15 protein-coding genes and 1 pseudogene are annotated in these 18,397 nt (G+C 54.4%); 5 read left to right on the top strand and 11 right to left on the bottom strand.

What is annotated here, in order from left to right; all coding sequences use genetic code 11:
• Nucleotides 1–94 precede the first annotated feature (94 nt).
• Nucleotides 95–1,246 carry a hypothetical protein gene (locus tag ACQ4WN_RS04635; protein ID WP_436550466.1) on the bottom strand — a complete coding sequence of 384 codons (1,152 nt, stop codon included), beginning with the start codon at nucleotides 1,244–1,246 and terminating at the stop codon, nucleotides 95–97.
• 750 nt (nucleotides 1,247–1,996) lie between these two features.
• A complete protein-coding gene (locus ACQ4WN_RS04630; RefSeq protein ID WP_436550647.1) occupies nucleotides 1,997–2,890 on the bottom strand; it encodes a hypothetical protein in 894 nt (297 codons plus the stop codon).
• Between ACQ4WN_RS04630 and ACQ4WN_RS04625 the strand changes: the two genes are divergently transcribed.
• A complete protein-coding gene (locus tag ACQ4WN_RS04625) occupies nucleotides 2,801–3,130 on the top strand; it encodes a helix-turn-helix domain-containing protein (RefSeq protein WP_436550465.1) in 330 nt (109 codons plus the stop codon). The genes ACQ4WN_RS04630 and ACQ4WN_RS04625 overlap by 90 nt on opposite strands.
• Before the next feature lie 333 nt (nucleotides 3,131–3,463).
• Here ACQ4WN_RS04625 and ACQ4WN_RS04620 read toward each other — a convergent pair whose 3' ends face one another.
• From ACQ4WN_RS04620 to ACQ4WN_RS04605, 4 genes are all read right to left on the bottom strand, one after another.
• A complete protein-coding gene (locus tag ACQ4WN_RS04620; protein WP_436550464.1) occupies nucleotides 3,464–4,864 on the bottom strand; it encodes a hypothetical protein in 1,401 nt (466 codons plus the stop codon).
• Complete coding sequence (locus ACQ4WN_RS04615; RefSeq protein WP_436550463.1) at nucleotides 4,864–6,663, bottom strand: VPA1262 family N-terminal domain-containing protein; 1,800 nt, start codon at nucleotides 6,661–6,663, stop codon at nucleotides 4,864–4,866. The genes ACQ4WN_RS04620 and ACQ4WN_RS04615 overlap by 1 nt, the downstream gene beginning before the upstream one ends.
• A gap of 478 nt (nucleotides 6,664–7,141) precedes the next feature.
• Nucleotides 7,142–7,789 carry a hypothetical protein gene (locus ACQ4WN_RS04610; RefSeq protein ID WP_436550462.1) on the bottom strand — a complete coding sequence of 216 codons (648 nt, stop codon included), beginning with the start codon at nucleotides 7,787–7,789 and terminating at the stop codon, nucleotides 7,142–7,144.
• Nucleotides 7,790–8,116: 327 nt separating this feature from the next.
• Entirely contained in the window at nucleotides 8,117–8,521 is a 405-nt protein-coding gene (locus tag ACQ4WN_RS04605; RefSeq protein WP_436550461.1) for a hypothetical protein, read from the bottom strand.
• An 85-nt stretch (nucleotides 8,522–8,606) separates the two neighbouring features.
• On the opposite strand from ACQ4WN_RS04605, the gene ACQ4WN_RS04600 reads away from it, so the two are divergent.
• Nucleotides 8,607–8,942 carry a hypothetical protein gene (locus ACQ4WN_RS04600; RefSeq protein WP_436550460.1) on the top strand — a complete coding sequence of 112 codons (336 nt, stop codon included), beginning with the start codon at nucleotides 8,607–8,609 and terminating at the stop codon, nucleotides 8,940–8,942.
• Between the two features lie 52 nt (nucleotides 8,943–8,994).
• Here the strand turns inward: ACQ4WN_RS04600 and ACQ4WN_RS04595 are convergent, their stop codons facing one another.
• From ACQ4WN_RS04595 to ACQ4WN_RS04580, 4 genes are read right to left on the bottom strand one after another with little or no spacing between them, the layout of a single operon-like run.
• Entirely contained in the window at nucleotides 8,995–9,456 is a 462-nt protein-coding gene (locus tag ACQ4WN_RS04595; RefSeq protein WP_436550459.1) for a hypothetical protein, read from the bottom strand.
• Nucleotides 9,457–9,487: 31 nt separating this feature from the next.
• Nucleotides 9,488–11,728: a hypothetical protein gene (locus ACQ4WN_RS04590; protein ID WP_436550458.1), complete on the bottom strand. Its 2,241-nt coding sequence runs from the start codon at nucleotides 11,726–11,728 to the stop codon at nucleotides 9,488–9,490.
• A gap of 7 nt (nucleotides 11,729–11,735) precedes the next feature.
• Nucleotides 11,736–13,745, bottom strand: a complete 2,010-nt coding sequence (locus ACQ4WN_RS04585; protein ID WP_436550457.1) for a hypothetical protein — start codon at nucleotides 13,743–13,745, stop codon at nucleotides 11,736–11,738.
• On the bottom strand, nucleotides 13,738–15,108 hold the full coding sequence (locus ACQ4WN_RS04580; RefSeq protein ID WP_436550456.1) for a tyrosine-type recombinase/integrase: 1,371 nt from the start codon (nucleotides 15,106–15,108) through the stop codon (nucleotides 13,738–13,740). Before ACQ4WN_RS04580 ends, ACQ4WN_RS04585 begins: the two co-directional genes overlap by 8 nt.
• Before the next feature lie 219 nt (nucleotides 15,109–15,327).
• Here ACQ4WN_RS04580 and ACQ4WN_RS04575 point away from each other — a divergent pair.
• Nucleotides 15,328–15,870: pseudogene (locus tag ACQ4WN_RS04575) on the top strand (beta/alpha barrel domain-containing protein); the annotation flags it as partial.
• Here ACQ4WN_RS04575 and ACQ4WN_RS04570 read toward each other — a convergent pair.
• A complete protein-coding gene (locus ACQ4WN_RS04570; RefSeq protein WP_101484207.1) occupies nucleotides 15,867–16,166 on the bottom strand; it encodes an antibiotic biosynthesis monooxygenase family protein in 300 nt (99 codons plus the stop codon). The pseudogene ACQ4WN_RS04575 and the gene ACQ4WN_RS04570 sit on opposite strands and share 4 nt — an antisense overlap.
• 333 nt (nucleotides 16,167–16,499) lie before the next feature.
• Between ACQ4WN_RS04570 and ACQ4WN_RS04565 the strand changes: the two genes are divergently transcribed.
• Entirely contained in the window at nucleotides 16,500–17,081 is a 582-nt protein-coding gene (locus ACQ4WN_RS04565; protein ID WP_426088661.1) for a DJ-1/PfpI family protein, read from the top strand.
• 64 nt (nucleotides 17,082–17,145) lie between these two features.
• Nucleotides 17,146–18,378: a GAF domain-containing sensor histidine kinase gene (locus ACQ4WN_RS04560; protein ID WP_436550455.1), complete on the top strand. Its 1,233-nt coding sequence runs from the start codon at nucleotides 17,146–17,148 to the stop codon at nucleotides 18,376–18,378.
• Nucleotides 18,379–18,397 lie beyond the last annotated feature (19 nt).

Raw genomic sequence — 18,397 nt, 5'->3', positions numbered from 1 at the left:
TCTTCCTTTGATTTGTTTCTAATTGCGCGTCGGCTACAAAGGCGCTTCCAAATATCCCAGCGCTTGGATTGCAGCCGCACCACGTCGGACCCTGTTACTTCATTCCAATGCTATTGTTAGTTGCGGCCTGCGCCTTGAGTTCAGCAATGCGCTGCGCTGCCGCGCTGCAATCGGCCGCGAACATTTTGCCTTGAGCATCAACCTGGTAGAAGGGATAGCGGCTAGTGAAATACAGCGACGCATTGCTACGGCACGCAGTATCCATGACGAAGTCCATAACTAAGTAGCGACTCACGTACTCGTTTAGACGAGGGGCGACTTTAGTGCCGGCAACGGTTCCCGCTACTTTTTGTGCCTCAGGCGTTTTCGCGTCCCGTAGTGCCTTTAGGGTTATTGTCGCGCCGGGATTAAACGTGCCGTTCGCCCACGTCCCAACATTGACGGGCATGCCAGAGCCATCTACATTGGCCAACGCATAGCTACTCTGAGCTGCGGCGCCGACAGCCTTCACCACCGCCTGGGCGGGCAGGTCCAGCATAACGCCGAGGTACTCCAGCCCATTTAGAAGTTCTTGGCCTTGTAATGATTGGGCACCGTAATATGTCGTGTCGCTCTTGACCGCCCCCTTCAAGATATTCAGGTATACCGACTTGTCCTGCAGGAAAACGACGCTTGCAACGTCTAATTCGAGCAGGCGCTGCATTCCCTCGACGAATGCGTTGGCCAACGTCGCGCCGCTCCGTGCGCTCGATGCCATCGCGTTAGCCGCGATATCGGTTAGCGGGCTAATTTTGAAGTTGTTGTACTCGGATGTCACGAACGGCGTTATCAGCTCAAGTGAGCCACCGGGTTGAATAGTGTTATCTGCAGCGCGGGCTACTGTTCCTCCAACCGCCACGAGGCGCACCGGACCCAATGGTGCGGCGGTTGCTATGATGACGAACAGGCCGTTGACATCGGCAGTGGCAGCGGCACCCAAGGTCGCACCGGAGCTGCCATCTGCCTGCACGCTATAGGCGGTCACGGAGGCGCCTACGTATGCGGTCCCGCGAATAGTCTGGGTGGCGACGCCCGGCGCAGCGGTGCCGGTCAAAATATTGGTTATGGTCGTAGGCGTCGCCGTTACTGGCGGCGTCACCGTTGCCGGTGGCGTGGACGGGCCCGCATTGCTATTGGAACCTCCACCGCCGCATCCGCCAATAATAAGCATAGCGGCTGTTGCTGAAATTTTTTGTAGAGTTTTCATTCTTTCCCTAAGTGTGGACGAGCGAAGCCCCTTGCGGGCAGGTATAAATGTTTGTATCTGGATTCACAGGTGAAAGCCTGGTTCGAACGGGGCGCCTGCTGCGCACACAGGGCTAGCATCCCTCCGGTTTCCAGTCCCATCTGCCACTGCTTGGGTCGTGGCAATACGGTGCCTGAAACCGCTGCGTGCAGCCATTTTCAAACGTACGTACGCAGTCGCCGTTATTGCACTGGTAGGTAGACCGAACTGTTCGCCCTGGTGGCAGACCGCATTGCGGTTTCGGCTCCCGCTTCGCCTCATTGCGCTGGCTATATCCAGCCTCGTCCCACCAACTAATGATGTCAGTAGTCTGACAATTCCCCATTTTTTGTTGTTCGCATTGGCGAAATGCCCGGTCCACGGCATCTTGTTGCGTATCGAGGCCTGTGCTGAGATTACAGCCCGCCGCGCCGCATACTATCGCTCCGCCCCCGAACCCTTTTTGCCTATGCATTACGGCGCACGTTGCCGCCTTTTTAGTGAGGCCGCGTTGTTTTGCTGCGGCTCTACATCCTTTTACGGCGGCCAAGTCAGCTTCCTTTTGAGTTTGGTAACCCCACGCCGCGTAAAGCGTACCGTGTGGTGTGCCGTCGACCTGCGCAATGGCGGTGTATGCGTGACTGACCGGCGGCATAAGGGTGGCTAGTAGGAGCAGATGCCGCCAGGCTCGCTTAATGAACGTGTAATGAGAGTGAGCTTCGTCATGCAGTTTCATGGCTTTAACCTCAATTTAGGTGCCCGCCTTCGGAATTCCTTTACAGCCGGTAGCACACGTTCAAGCACCTGTTCGCGCGTTACGGCGCCACCGTGTCGCGCTGTAGCCGCTAGTATTTTTAACGGTGTCTGGTTGTCCAAGTCCGGATGTTCGGTCGTAAAAAAGCGAAATTTACGAATTCCATCAATGCCAAGCAACGCTTCTGAGACAGCGGTAAGAGAAGCCCAGTCGTAGTGGGATTCAGCGAAAAAAGCAGGGTAATAGTCCTCGCCAAAGACACCCTCAACCCAGTGCGGCATCGCGAAGATTTTTCGTTCACGTACCAACTCGAGTAAGTGACCTTCAGCGGTGCCGGTGCGAAGGCACAGCTCAGTTGCGGTGATTAAGGTTCCATCGTCGATTAACTCACGTCCACTTCTCGCCATGGCCCGGTCGAGACGGAATTCTGTGACGTATGCCTGGGTTCGATTACTTTCGACGCAAGCTGGCTGCGCGGATATCCAATGCAAGTACTCGGTAACGCGCGCCAAATCAGACTGTGCCAGCCCTTTGGTGGCTTCCCTGAACGCTTTCGCCACCGCCTTGCTATCGGCATCGGTTCGCTCTGGGGGCAGAAGCCCTCCGCGGAATGCACCCACCGCGGCTGAAAAAATGCAGTAGGAAGAAAGGAATTGGGCTGAAGTCATTTCGTAGATAAAAATCGCGATGGTCAAAGCATCATGTGGATGCGTTCTGTTAGTAAACGAATAGGAGCAAACCTGCCTTACCCGTATTGATGGCAGTAAAAACAGAAGATAAAAATGACGCGGAAGCTCACGGCAATGGTGATTTGCCGCATTGTGAAATATTGTATCGTATACTTTATAGACCGAGCAAAGTATATAACTCATGCTACGGCTGTCATGAGCAGCCCTTACACAGTCAAAACCGCCCGAGAACGACTCGCTCGTAATCTAAAGGATTGGCGTGTAAAAAGAGGTATGAGCCAGGATGTTCTGGCGGAGCACTCGGGTCTATCCCGCGTGTTTCTTTCTCGCCTCGAGGGAGCTCTCGAGACCGTATCTCTAGACAATATTGAGAAATTGGCCGACGTGCTGAAGATTGATATCCTCGATTTACTGCAGCACTAGCACCCTCATAGAAATGCCATCTACCGCTATGCCGCCATTGCGGTGGCACCTACAACAGCGGATTCGAGTTTTCGTGCCGGCACCGGTAGGAGCTTAGCCGCGGCGTTTCGGTCATCCCGCTTCGAACTTCTGAATGTCATCTGGGCTGTCCGGCGCAATGCTCGACGCCGAGAACGATACCCGACGGCTGCCCATTTTCCTTTTGTCTTTAATCGCGTCATTAACAGCTAACAGAATAGTCCGCACACACGAACCTTGTCGGGCTGTCGTTGCTACCCATTTGGCAGAGGTTAACAAAGGCCCGACGGTCACGGCTCGAGACAGCGCCTCTTTTTACTCCCTTGGGGAGCTTGCGTCGTAGAATCGGTAGCGAATTTTTGCAAACTCACTGTCCGGTTTGACCGGAGGTGGCAGGGGACTCGCACTTCCTGGTGATGAGCTGCGAATGGTGAGGCCATGCTGAACCAAGCGCAGCCGAGAGAAGAGACGATTGCGGTAGCTCACAAGCTTGGACAAGTCGGTGAACCATTTCTGCTCAACGGTCGCAATGCATTCCAGCAGCCTGGCCTTTTCAGCCTGGATGTCATCCAAAGGTAGAAGGGAGTAATACATAGCCACTGGAAAATCAAAGGAGCATGCTGAAGGCGCAAACAAGTGCTTGGCTCTATCGTCACGGCCGTAGTCCCATTTGTTCCATCGCTCGAACGCGAATTGCCACATGTCGGCGGACTTTTCGTTTCCCAATGCATGTAGGAAGGGGACTAGGATGTTGGCTACCGGCCCTGCGGTCGCCGCGTGTGTCCAAAGCTCGACAGCGTCCACAAAAGCAGACCAATGGGTCGGTGTTAAATGCGGGAGGGCCTCGGAAAGTGCTTTTTCGGTAACTGTACCTAGATGCGGATATCGAGCGAAATCAAGTAGCCAGTCTTGCCAACGGTCAGTCTGGGCTACTTGAAGCAGTAACTTACGGACTGTATCCACAGAGCCGTCCGGTGCATTGGAAACCAGCATATCCCCCAGCATGGATGCGCAAACGAACTTGAAGGTGACATCGTTGACCAATAGAGCAAATTGTGGGGCATCTCCCGCTAGTGTGTTTCGGACAGCGGCTGAGAAGAAAACGTCCTGCCTATGTTCTATATGCAGGGCGAGCCTTTCGGGTTCAAACCTCGTGAGGAGCATGACAGCCATGCATAAAGCGGACGGAAGCTCCATATCCATATGGCGAATCCGATTCCCAATCTGGCGGTAATCACCGCGACGACCTGCAGCTAGTATTTCTTCCTGCTGCTGTTGGTCACCAAAACGGTCACGACGACTTAGAGCCCCTGTATTCATAGCGCTTAAAAGTAGTACCAGACTTTCTATAAGTGGAGAGCCGGCCGTTTGCGGCGGTGCCGCCTCTGCTGCTTCTCTGTCGGAATTCGATGATATCAATAACGTCGTGAGAACAATCTGCAAATGGTACTGCTCATGGGAAGGCTCAGGTATAAAGGCTTCAAGTTCCTCCAGCGCCCAACATTGGGCACGCAGCCGTTGTCGGGTTTGCGCTTCCTGCTCCGAACTTCCTGGCTCAGTACCCCACCAAAGCGCTTCTTGAAGCTCACTATTTAACTGCGTTGCGTTGATAGGCTTCGACTGAGCGTAGAGCTCCGGTATGCTCGCTAATATTCTTGCGGCAGCAGCGGGTACTTCGACAGTGTGGTTTACCGCGCGGTCCAATGAATTACCCATTATTGCTCCTTCCCGTCACGCGTTAGCGTTTTCCATATTAGATAATCTGCTCCCTCAAGTTGTCCCCACAAGTCTTGGAAGGCCTGTGCGATAGGCTCACCGTGCAACACCTTTTGAAGGATGTGGTGTTCATGGCCGAAGCTATTTATCGATGTGCCGAGAGACCACGCTAGTGCGCCTCCTTGTGCTCGCGGGAAGATAATGAATCGGTCATGGAATCCCCATCCAGCGCCTCCCTCTCGTATGCGAAACTCAAGTTGCAGGCCATTGCAGTTCCCCTTTGCCGCTTCTAGTTGGGCAGCTTGCTCTTGCTTTTCTCGTTCAGCTCGCTCGCGGGCCAGGCGTTGACGCTCCCGCTCGGACAAGCAATTTGCTGTATTCAGTCGCTGCGTACAATTCGGAGCGGTCTTGCCGGCAGTTAATGCCCGAAGCGGTACATCATTGTGTGGGCAGAAGAACAAAGTACGCAAAACATCCTCTGCATTTAAGAATGGGTCCCATAGCCAGACGCCTTCTGTACCGTGTTCTTTCATCAGCCACCGAAGGTCCTCAAGTGCTGCCTGCCTTCTTAAGTACTTCCGCGATATACCCTCCGGGCTCGTATCCTCCCCCTGATAGCGCTCTTTCGGTATGCCGTCATGCTTCGTGGTTTGTTGCTTAGTGGCCTCATCGATGCCGTATTGAACAAACTCTTTTCGCGCTTTGAGGCTGGTCACTGATTCACCGAAGACACGTTGTGAAACCCACGGTTCGCGGGAGGCATTAACTATATTCCCGATGAGTTGCGTTGGTTCGTTGGGCTGTATAAGAAAAAGTGAATGCATGGACTTCTTTCCCGTTGAGTCCGCAAGAAGGAATTCTCGAATGGGTGACTCTGTCCCAGAAGGCACCGCGAACATCGAAAAGGAGAAGCTCGTGATGAAGTCCAGCGGAGGCGTAGCGCTCAGGAGGATGTGCTTCTTTTCATCCCAAACATGCGTGCGTGCTCCGCCACTTGGAGAGTTGAGCTGAAGTTTCGCAATGTCGGCGTCAGCTACAGCTGAATCGAAGCTACTAACGGTGGAGTCCCGCCAAATATCAGCTGAAACCCGCACGCTGCGAGGGGGGGCGTCAGGGTGCCAAGCAACCATCACTGAATGGTCAGCTTCGGGGGAGCGGAGTACTGCTGTGGACACAACCGTCACCGGCAGCTGGATGATGACGTTGCCCAGGCAGTCCGACATCCCATCTACCTTCATCGGCAAATACTTATTAACGGTCTCCGCAAGATTTGTCAGTCTGCGTGAATCGTCAAGGAGGAACCGCAAGCGCGTCTTGTCGGTATCGAAAAGCTCTAGTACATGAGCACCTTCGAAGAAGTTGTTCTTAAGAACGCCGTTCCACGGGTGATGGTCGTTCCCATCGGAAGGCACAAATTGAGGTGGCAATGCTACGAGGGTGCCAGTCTGAATTGGAATCGGCGCAGGCTTCCATTGTCCGTTCGCCCCAAACTCAGCCACTTTCTCGAGGAAGGTCTTGAGCGGAAGCCGGTACTGGGCTATGGCGACGTCCCAATCCGTTCCTGGTAACTTATGCCGCTCCTTCCCGTTTAGAAGAACCGACTTCCAGTCAATCTCCAAAGGTGCCTCAAGCGGTTCTGCAACCGCAAGTGTTAAAAAGTTCGTGAACGCTTTGCCTTGAACCCCAAGGACCTCGGTGATTTCGACACTACGATAGAACCCAATGACGCCAGGTTCAACGAGTTCTTTCAGCTTTGCTAATGTTCTCGCTACATCCCAAACAATCGTTTTCTTATGCATTTTTGACCACTAAATAGAAGTTTTGGCTGCAGCGCAGACACACGGTTCTCGCACAAGAGCGAAACCATTGTGCGCACATGGTCCAGGGGGCTATAGGTTGGCAAGATAAAGACCGTTGGCTATGGGCCAAATGTTAGCATTGCAGTCAACACGAAGAGGTTGGCCGTGAGCGATAACACAATGTAGCATTGATAGCGGGGCGATGCACCCCAGCGCATATTTTTTCGGCTAGGAGACCTTCTGTGCGACTGTCCTTCACAACGTGTCCTGCGAGGCAGTGGCTACAGCAGCGTAAGGAGCGCACCCGCCAAGGACTCGGCCGGCAGAACTGGGTTCAATTTAGTAGGGTATGGGCCGCAGGGCCCGTGTAGACTACAACGCTCAGGGGACGTTCTGGGGCCCGACGAGTTGCGGTACCTGATGCAGTGCTCGCGCCATGCAGGCGGCATGTGTTTTGGACCATATCCCGTGGTTTAGACTATCGTTCCCTGGGATGCGAATACTGCATATATTCGTCGTTATAGAGTGCGGTGCGAAGTTGGTGGGTCAACTCTGCAATTCGTATTCCCGTTTGTTCGATATCAGCGTCACTTTGTGGACCTGGTTGGGTAACACCGTTGTGGCTGAACAGGCCTGCCCAGTCTAATTCATTGCAGGCACGCGCCGAACGGAGCGATTTCAAGAAGTACCGCCGCTCCTGTTCCTTGGCGGTTTCTAGGGCGGGCTTGCCGAATCGGGCTTCTGCCAGCACGAAAAGTCCCAAGCCTACGACGATAAGTGTCGTCCCCCAACCCGCAGCACCCCCCAGCATAATCACCGCCCCCACTGCAAGAACGATTCCGCCGACACCGCCGGCGACCATCGCCATCAACATCAACCGTGCGGCCTTGGTTTGCAATGCCTGTTGAAATTTGCTATTACGGAGCTCCTCAAGTTGCTTGCTGAAGCGGTCGTAGTAGGCGACATGGTTCTCGCTGGCCGGGTTGTAACCATGGAGGGACTTCAAATAAAAAATGAAGGTTTCCACTTGTTGCGCGTTAAGAGTCTCCAAACCCGGCAGCGCCTGTTCGACGATGCGATAGAGCTCCTCGTCTTGTTTCACGTAGCTCAGGTATTCAGACGCCATGCTCGTCCCATGTGAGATGTTTTGTATGCAGTCTACACTGCAGGTTGCGGGGCTTGCTAGTCGAACATTACCCGCCACCGCTAAAAGTCACGCGGAAGTGCTCGCTTGGCAAAGGGCAGAAACCATGCACTCGTTGCCGTCACGGATAGACTCCGGAGCTGCAATGGAGCCAGCCGGTCCACGTGCGCGTGCTGCGCACGGTATCCCCTGGACCTTCGCGTCGACTGCGGCAGCCTCGGCGACCTCGTTTTGAGTCACAGGAGCCAAACTTTTCACTTCGGGTTATTATTGGATTATTATCGTCATTTGCTGCTGTCTTGAAGCAAGTCAGCGGGACGCGGATGGAGGAACCTGCCATCCGACCAAGTCGGCGGTTCGACGCATTACCCACCTGGCCTCTGGCTCGGACACCCAGCCCGTTGCAATCAGCCGCGGCAAATATTGGTCGAGAATCTCAGTCTCTGACATGTGCGAGCGTTTCCCGGCCTTGGACTCAAGGGATGTTACGGACAGCTGTTGTGCGAGGTCTTCGCAGTTGTTCCAGCGCTCGAGTAGTTCCGGCGGCGAGCAGCCAGGGCTGTAGAACCGGCCTTGGTACCGATTCATGGAGAATTTAGGCTGGGCGCCTGAAACGGCGCCTAGGTTGCTTGGACGTGGGAAATCTAATGGCAGCGCAGCAAAGAGTGCCGCTTCCGATTCGTCTTGCGGCTCATTGCCGAGTTCAATATTCATAGTGCCTTTTGCATCGATATTAGCCTCTCGCCATGATACTCCAGCGTTGAGTTGTCGGCCTAGAAGGCGGCGATGAATACACGCAATGGCCAAGTCCGGCGAGACTTCTGAGTACGGTGCCTTCATGAACGGCATTGGTCTGAACTGGCGGAACTCGCATCACCGTGGGCTTACAGGAGAAATATTGGGTCAAATTTTTACCAACATCTACGACCTATACATATTTCTTCCTGCGGTACTTGTCGTGAACAAGGCCTCGAAGCGCCCCAGCGAACCATTCTTCCAACTGGGCCGCGACTATGGGGCCTATAACCCAAAAAAACAGTCGGACGCCGTGTTCTTTGAGATGATGAAAACCAAGGTGTTCGCGAGTGCTAAACGTCCCGCAGTATGGGCGTGGCACGACGAGCTCGGGGCTTAGCTATCGCGGTGAACGTGGGGCCGTCACTTTTTTTTGACAATCGCCGGGCCTTCTACGGCTTGTCGACAGGCCTCACCACATGGAGGCCGACGACCTCGTTGGGATTACGGTCCGCACGCTTATTGATTCGATTGATTTCTTCCGCCTTGTCGCGGTACTCTGTCTCGAGTTTCTGCATGCGTTTTAGCATCGCTGCCTGCTCGGATAGGGAGACCTTGAGGCGCTGCTCTAGGGTACGGTTGATTTGCTTCAAGTCCTCGTTGATTGCACGCATGTCGGTAGGCACGCGTACAGGTAGCTGGTCAGCGGCAGCGTCTTTTTCACAAATCGCTTGACGCACATTTGGATAGCGACATTTATCATAGCCAATCAACGTACGTGAGACCCCTGCCTCTATAGACACCGTTGTAGGATTCGCCTTCAACTTTCCTTGTTTTGCCAAGACAGCTAACTTAGGATTCTCTGGGCGACCTTCTTTAACTCTAGCCCAAGCGTCGAGCAGGTGTCGCTCCATACCCTCGCGTGTAGCAGGCAAGTCCTTCCGCTTACCCCTCATCGGTCGTCTCCAGTTCTGGGAGCGTAGCGCCGAGGCTCAAGAGGTAGCTCTTTGCCTGGTCTGCCCGAATTTTTGCAACTCGAAATTCATTGCCTCTCCCTACCGCATTCGCCTTCAACCAGATGACCTTATTGTCAACGTAACGCTTCGTCCAGTGGTCGATGTTCTGTTCGCCAGCTAAGAAAAGGTAGCAGCCAGTGCAAATTGATGGCTCACGGTGCGCGAAGTTTGGGGCTTTGTTTGCCCAATGGACCGTCTGAGCACGCTTGTGGCACTCAGCCTGCAAGGGGGCAATTGCAGGAATGCATTGGCCGTAGCCATGGAAGAAAATCTTCATGTCACGATTTCGGCACCATGCATCGATTGCTCCTCGAGCCTTATTGTCGTCCATGCCCTCGACGATTTTCCGCAGCTCAGGCAGATACTGCTCCATTAGCTTCGCCAACCGTCCCTCTTGCTTCGAAGAGGTGCCTCGCACCCTAGACAAGAAGAAGTCTGATGTGAGGTTACGATTGAACTCGGCCACACCGGTGATTAGGCTTGCACTCGTCCCAACGTAAGCACCTTCAGTCATTGCCAGCGCCAGGTGCTTGAACTGCCTTGCGATGGCAGGTAGCATGCGTTTGTTGACCTGAAATACGTACTGAGCGTACGTTTTACGCCATTGGTGAGTGCGGATGCACTTCCCTCGGCTTTTTTTGTACGGACGCGTTTCTTCGGTCATTGGGATTTCGTGCCAGTCGACGAATGACCGCGCAAAATCTTTCTGCCCTAAACGAAGTAAATGGTTATTAGGCTCAGTAACGCCCGAGCGACTAATTGGAAAACCGGAAGGCACTCCAATTGTGACGATGAGGTATTGCCCTATCTGTGGGTCTGCTAATGCCCTAAGAGGCGCAAGTAGCTGCTCAAGAACCACAACTGCCCGTACTGCGTCGGGCTGTTCCGTCGTACCACGGGGAGCAGCAGCAAGCAGCCATTCTTCGTTGACCGGTGCAGGACGCAGTTTTGTAAGCTTCGAATTCAAGTAGTACAGGTCCAGCATCCCCGTTTTTGATGGACGTACCGTAACGCACGATGGCAGCCCAGTTTGCTCGTTCATGCCCCCGAGAAGAGCGCTAAGTTCGCCGATGCGCATGCCGGTTTCGCCCTGTGCAGTTATCACGCACGCATCGACCAACTCATCAACAAGACGTCTTAACTCGGCAAACGCCGAGCTGCCTCTCGAACCAAGCGGGTCATGCCAGGGCAACCCGCCTTCAACAGCCGAGAACCGAAAGTTACGAAGAAAAGCGCTAACTTCAGGGGTATCCGGCGGAGCATCTGGCTTGTCTTCAGGGGTTGTGCCGCGAATCTGATACAAGCCGTTCACAAGCTCAATCAAATCGTTAGCCGTCATCGCGATGAATTCATGCGCCGCGTTCATCAAAGAGATAGCGACGGCGTCCGGAAGGGCGGGGATGCGGACCGGAAGTTTCGTAGATAGTTCAATGCTGACCTTGTTAACAGAGCGTCCAAAAAAAGGTGCTTCCTGCATCGCCCCAATTCCGAGTTTAGACATTGCAAACCGCTGTTCCCACAGGTAGCACCAAACAGAAAGCGAGCGACTGAACGTTCCAGGGGTAACTCCGCCGATGTCTTCCGGGTCTACTGCCTCGCCATCGTCACTTAGAAACTCACTGGAGTCGTTGCCCTTGACTGCGGCATCAGCCTGGTCCAACTCGTCAAGTTCTGTGTCGTCGTCGAGGCTGCCGCTGTCGTCGGTAAAATCGTTCTCATCAGCCTTCATCGCATAGAAATCGACAAGCCAGTCGCAGAATCTGGCCGAGGCACGATTGTTCAATTCGTCGAATCCAGCGTAGTCGTGTTCGACCATCCATTTCAACAGGCGTCGCAAACCAGAAAAGATGCTCCCGGCGCCGCCTGACTTGAGCTGCCTACCTACACGTCGCGCTGAGTAGAGACTCCAAAAGAAGTGCCTGGCCTCATTAAGCAGGCGCGAATGCTGCGGGTCAAAAAGCGAAGTGCCATCATGAAGCTTGAAGTCCCAGATGCAGGTAACGGTGTTTGTACCTGCTCCGACCAACCTCCCATCGAATACCCATTTCCTGTCGGTCCATCGACTGACGCTCGAGACCCAAATTACTTTGTCGCCGACATTGACATCTGCGAGGGGCAACGCACCTTTTGCGAGAGTGGGGTAACGTATTTTTCTGCGTGAATCAGTCATGTTCTTGTCACTCTAGTGGTGGTAATTTAGCGAGCTTGATGCGCTTGGCTTGCTCTTGTATCAAGTCAGGAAAGCTCGGCAGCCAAATCTTCAAGAGTTTCTCCTTTATCGGAGCCCATCTGGTAAGCCATGCATCGGGCGCAATCTCGACCGCTGCTTCGTCAATCGCGTAAAGTAGGTTCCATGCCTGCGCAAGTGCATAGGGGTCGTCGAGAGCAATGGAGCCGTGCGGGCAGCCCGGACACGAACCGTAGCTGTTGCAAAGTTTGTTCGGGGTGTACGGGCCGCTAAACGGGTCGACGCAAGTCCAGCCAGGCGTAGCCGCCCCAACATCGGAGCTACTAGGCTTGTTCCTTGGGTCGACCTTCCCGCGGCTTTCACGCCACCTACGTCGGAGCAGGCCAACCTGGCCAAGGAACTCATCCCCCCGTTGCTTTTGGGCGTCTGTGCTGTAGAGGCGGTACGTTGTCTCAGGCGATGCGTGGTTCGCTGCGGCTTGCTTGGCTCTGATATCACCACCGAACAACACATCTGTGAAATCAAGTCCAGTTGGTCGAAACCGATTGAGAGCCGTCTGGGGCAGGCCGTGGTCGTCATAGAACCGCTTAAGGCTATTTCGCCATGCGTTATCGCTAGTTGCAGTGGATGTTCCGACAAAGGACTTAAAAATACGGTCTCTTTGTTCAGTAGCAAAAATGAATAGACGTTCCCTCTCTGCCGGAGGGACCAAGGGACGTGAGAACGAAGTCCACTCCTTGAGGAATTGAACGATACTCGCCGGATTATCTAGGTCGTCCGTAGCTGGTCTAATTTGCGACTGTGCAGCATTATTTGACCGCCCCTTCTTTGCCCGAGCAAGAATTTCGAGCTCCGCCGGCTCGCGCTCCCCAGACGCGTCCAGTGCTTCTTTCTTCTCGCGATTTATGTTTGCAGGCGAAGCGACTAACTCGATGCTCCCAATCTCATTTTTGCGAATGACGTAATCATGTAAGAGGCTCTGTAGTAGCGTCTCAGGATTGTAGTCAAGATGAATTGCAAGCATTAGCACAAAGGGGACGAGCTCTCGCGCGTATGGATAGAAACAGTAATGGAGTTGCGGTATACTTCCAAATGGTTGAGTGCCTTCGACGACCCGCAGCAACATTTTGTCCTGCATTTTTTTAAGTCTGGTAATACTAAGAATAACGCCAGGTACGCGATGTCGGAGAGCTGCTAAACAAAGCCCTAGGTCTTTATAAGGGTTTGTTTTCCAAATTGAATTGTTAAACTTCCCGCATGGATGATATGCCTCACCCGGGAAGATATCCCCTTGCAAAGCTATAGGATTGTCAAGTTGAGCTTGCATAAGGGCTCGTTGATGGCGCACCTTTGTCATCGTAGCTGTAATCTCTTTTTTGCACGCAACGTAGATGTCGCGGTAATCTTCTTCCGGAATGATTTTTACCTGAGTGCGGTCATCCGGCTCGCCAATCCAATAGTTTTTCCTAATGTGGAGCTCAGGAGAAAGCTGCTCCTTCCATCCGTCAGACTTCTGCAGGTAGCGCATGACTGCGGACGCAGTCATTTCGAAATGCTGCTTCGACATTTTTTTATACTTCGCTGCTCCGTTCTCAGTGCGTCGAAGCCAGATAATGAACCTCTCAAAAACGTCCGTGGTGATGTCGCCGAGGCCGGCATCAGGCGCTGCCACCCGGAGATACTTGACGAGGCCATTCTTCAAGTTGCGGACTTTTCCGTTGACCGTTACAAAGGGACTGGCAACAAGTCGAGCTGGTAACGCAAGCGCCTGGGAAAAAGGCTCCCACAACATCGGGAAATCCAGCAGGAAGCTAATGTCAATTGATTTTTCGCCACCGGGTGCTGGTTTAAAGGGGACGACTAATTTGAGAGTTGGCCCCGATGGCTCTTCATGATGTTCGACACGGTAAGACTTAGCAATTTTCTCCGCAACGAAGTCTGTAACATTTGAGCCAGCTCGCTTTTGCGTATATGCGCTCGGCTTTTTTTGTTTACGCATCAGGCTGCCCCATCGTTCTCTTGAAATTATATTGAACACGTCCGGCATTACGGCGGTCAACGTCGACAACTTTGAGATAAGTATCCATTGTTACTTTTAAGTTGGCGTGGCCGAGACGGACCTGAATCTCTTTCCACGGCTCAGTTTCACCGTTGGATTTTAAATTGTGATAAGTCCAGACGGCAAAGGTATGCCGAAGGTCATGAAAGTGATGTTTTGATAAATTTACTCTGTATCTCTCGCTCGTCTCAATATCAATTTTCTCAACCGAATGCGTAATTTTTGCGTCCAAGCATGCTTTTTTGAATTCACATGATAATGAGGTTGCTCTGACTGCATTACCTGAATGCACTGCTGATTCAGTGTGATTAACGAACAGGCTTGTCGGGCGATTGTATTTCTGACCTTTCGCATTAGCACGTGTCATGCCTCTTATAATTGAAGCTTCGCGCTCGTTGTCCAGATAAACCATCAATTCAGGGATAAGGTAGCCAGGCACGAGAACAGTGCGGGGTTTGAGGCGCTTAGTTTTAACGATGTAGAGCGCGAAAAAGCCATCCTTGCGCTGTTCCTCATCGGCTACTAACCATGCTTGATGCAGGTCACGCAGTTGAAACTCCGTAAGCGAAGTAACTTCGTCGACGCGCATTCCAGTCCCGATTGTGAGTTCGGACGCAATCCTGTCCCTGCTTGGTCTGAGGTCGAATTCACGTTCGCTCGGCAGCGGACCGAGTTCTAGTTGTATGCGGTGCCACTCGTCTTCCGATAACGGTCGAACCGGCTCCCCGTACTCCATCCGTTCTCTGTATTCAGAGACGACGACTTCCGCCTTCGCGGAGTTGCTTTCAGGGTCAAATTCGCCTTGATTTATGTCGTGAGAGAGGCGCCCCTTCCTTATTTTGGAAATAACAAATTCGCCGTCGTACCAGCCCTTCTTCTGGGCATATGCATAGAAGCGCTCTACATAGACCTGACGTCTGGCGATTGTTCTGCTGGATAGATGTTTGTTTGTCTGCGGACTGATGACTTCCTGCATTGTGTCCCGCCAAGCAATGTAATCTGATTCAGCGGCTACGTCCCATGGCTTGCCGACCTCAAGCTTCTTGGTGACAGGGTTGACCCACTGGCAGTGGGCTAGGTAGTCGAACCAGTCTCTAAGGTCGTATGCCATGGCGTCAGCCGTGTGTTGCTTCCAATGACGCGGGCCACGTTTGAGTTGGGTATGTATGAGGTAGAGCAGAGCCGGCTCAATGATTTTCGATTGCTCATCGATGACTAGGAACGGAAAATTTTCTGGAAGTGCATGAGAAAACCAAGGGCTGTCTTTTGGTAACAGAACAGCTTTGTGAACACTGATAGTCATGCAATTTTTTCAATGGCGTAATGAACACAGTGTAATGCCGGAAAGAGGTTTCCGCAATGAATCAGAAGTTGAATGAACAAATTTTCATCGTGAGAATAGATGACGCATTGCTTATACTCAGTCCAGAGGTCAAACGTATAAGCGAAGGTGGCTACAGAGGAGAGGTCAAACGTAAACACGTCGTAAAGCTGAGAAAAAGTAATGAACAAGTCCATCGTACATAAATACATGCAGTCATTCCAGTCCTTCGGCGTGCGCCTGCGCGACTTTCAAAAGGCGGCTCTGGAAGACTGGGTGCAGGAATACCGGGGTGACCTGGGCATCGCCCTGACGGATGTGGTGGGCATGGACGCCTTCCTGGCCGACTTCGACCTGTATTTCGCCAAGCTGTTCGACGGCTTGCGCCACGATTCGGGCGACCCCGTCGAGTGGGGAGAGAAGGCGCTGGCCCACTACGCGGCCCTGCGCATCGACGCCAATACCAAGCGCCTCGTGTTTTCTGACGGCCTGGACCTGGACAAGGCGTTTGCCCTGTACCAGCATTTCGCCGACCGCATCATGACGGGTTTCGGCATCGGCACCAATCTGACCAACGATGTGGGTTTGACGCCGCTCAACATCGTCATGAAACTGGTGCGCTGCAATGGCCAGTCGGTGGCGAAACTGTCCGACTCGCCGGGCAAGACCCTGTGCAAGGATGAAACCTTCCTCGCCTACTTGCGGCAGGTGTTTCACCATCCTGCCGTGCCAGTACCGGTCTAGAAGCCTGCGACCACCGTGTTCATGTGCTCGACCTGGGGAGGGGCGGCAAAGAATTCGCCCACCAGGCCGCGCCATGCCTGGAAGTCGTCGCTGCCGCGGAAATGCACGGTATGGTCTTCCAGGGTGCTCCAGCCTACCACCAGGCGGTAGGCATCGCCGTTTTCGATCGAGCGCTCCAGGCGCATCGAGACGCAGCCGCGCGCGCGCTGGAACAGGGGCACGGCTTTGGCGACGGCAGCTTCGAAAGCGTCATGCGTGGCCGATTTGATCTGGATGTGGGCAATTTCAAAAATCATGTCAAGTTCCACTGTGGACTGAAGGAAGCTTGATCTTGCCATAGTTTGGCCGCGCGGGGGAGGGCCTGCGCCCGCCAGCGCGTGTACGCCTGCACGATGGCGTGCCCTGTTACCGTTACTGTGGAGTGCCGATGTCGCCAACGAGGCGTCATGCCGCCTTGCCCTGCTTCGACCTGCCAGCCTGTAAAAAATTCTGCCTCAGCCTGTAAAATCCTCGATCAAGGCGCAAAAGTTTGATAAATATCCAGTATGGCTGCCAAGTCGCGCTAAGATACGCCTTGCGGTGCGTCCTGCAGGCAGGGATACGGGGTCAATCTTTCATAGGAGAACTAAATGGCAGCGAAGAAAATTCTGTTTTTGACCGGCGATTTTGCAGAAGATTATGAAACGATGGTGCCGTTCCAGGCCCTGCTGATGCTGGGCCATACCGTACATGCCGTCTGTCCCGGCAAGAAAAGCGGCGCGACGATCAAGACGGCCATTCACGATTTCGAGGGCGACCAGACCTACACGGAAAAGCCGGGTCACTTGTTCACCCTGAACGCCAGCTTCGACGAGATCGATCCGGCCGACTATGACGCCGTGATGATCGCCGGCGGTCGCGCGCCCGAATACCTGCGCCTGAACGAGAAAGTCATCGCCGCCGTGCGCCACTTTGCCGACGCGGGCAAGCCTGTCGCCGCCGTTTGTCATGGTGCGCAATTGCTGGCGGCCGCCGACGTCATTCGTGGCAAGCGCATTTCCGCCTATCCCGCCTGCGCGCCGGAAGTCAAGCTGGCGGGCGGCACGTATGCCGACATCGCCGTCACGGACGCCGTCACCGATGGCCAGTTCGTTACGGCGCCCGCCTGGCCCGCGCATCCAGCCTGGCTGGCGCAGTTCGTCAAGCTGCTGGGTACCGAAATCCATTTGTAACCTTTACCAGCCCGGCAGGCCGCAGCGTTTGCCGGGCGCACCACTTTTCAGATTCGAGTTTTTCATGCATGCGCCGCGCAGTCAACCTTCCCGCAAACAACTTCCAGCCTCGCGCTGGCGCCAGCGCCGCCTGGCGCAGGCCGAATCGGGCCTGAGCGCCGCACAGGAACGCCAGCTGGCCACCCTGCATGAGATCTCCACCCTGCTGGCGGGCCAGCACGCCATCGATGCGCTATGCCGTGGCTTCCTGCGCCATGTGATGCAGTTCGCGCAAGCCGAAGGCGGCACCGTGCGCATCCTCGATCCGCAGAACGATACCGTGCACATCATCGTGCATGAGGGCATTTCGGACGCCATGGTGGAAGAGGAACACTGCATCCGCAACAACGATTGCCTGTGTGGCGCGGCCGTGGCGCAGGGCGTGATCCAGATCCGTGATTTCCGCCAGGTCGATGCGCTGCAGCGCTTCCGCTGCCAGGACGAAGGTTTTATCGCCATCGCCGTCTTTCCCATCCTCGCACGCGAGCAGGTAGTGGGCAGTTTTTCGCTGCACTTTGCGGGCCCGCAAGCGGTGCATGCGCAGCAGCAGGGCTGGCTGGAAACGCTGGGCCAGAGCCTGGGCATCGCCATCGAGAACCAGCGCCTGATCGCGCGCGAGAAGGAATTCGCCGTCGCGCGCGAACGCAGCCTGCTGGCCGAAGGCTTGCATGACAGCATCGCGCAAAGCTTGAACTTCATCAGCCTGCAAGTACAGATGCTCGACGATTCCGTGCGCCGGGGCCAGCTCGACGAAGCGGCCGAAGTGCTGCCGCTGATGCGCATGGGCGTCGAACAAAGTTACCAGGATGTGCGCGAATTGCTGGTCAATTTCCGCACGCGCTGGCATGGCAGCGACCTGGAAAGCAAACTCAGCGAAGTGCTGGCCAAGTTCGAGCTGCAGACGGGCGTCGTCGGCACCCTGGACATGAGCGGCAATGGCGCGCCGCTGGCGCCGGAGCAACAGTTGCAGATCCTGTTCATCGTGCAGGAAGCGCTGTCGAATATCCGCAAGCACGCGCAAGCGAGCAATGTGGCCCTGCGCGTGGAAAACGGGCGTGATTTTGCTCTGCAGGTGCGCGACGATGGCGAAGGCTTCGCCGCCAACCTGCGCGACAAGAAAACGGAATTGCAGATCGGCTTGCGTATCATGCAGGAAAGAGCCGAGCGGCTCGGTGCGCAATTTGCCATCGACAGCACGCCCGGCGGCGGCACGACGATCTCGCTGGCCTTGCCGGCAGCCCGGCGCCAGGCGGCGTAACAGACGATTCATTCCTACC

Origin of the sequence: Janthinobacterium pasteuri (genome assembly GCF_051380775.1) — a bacterium.
Lineage (GTDB): Bacteria > Pseudomonadota > Gammaproteobacteria > Burkholderiales > Burkholderiaceae_D > Janthinobacterium.
Note: the sequence above shows the minus strand (reverse complement) of the source record. Positions and strands in the feature narration are given on the sequence as shown.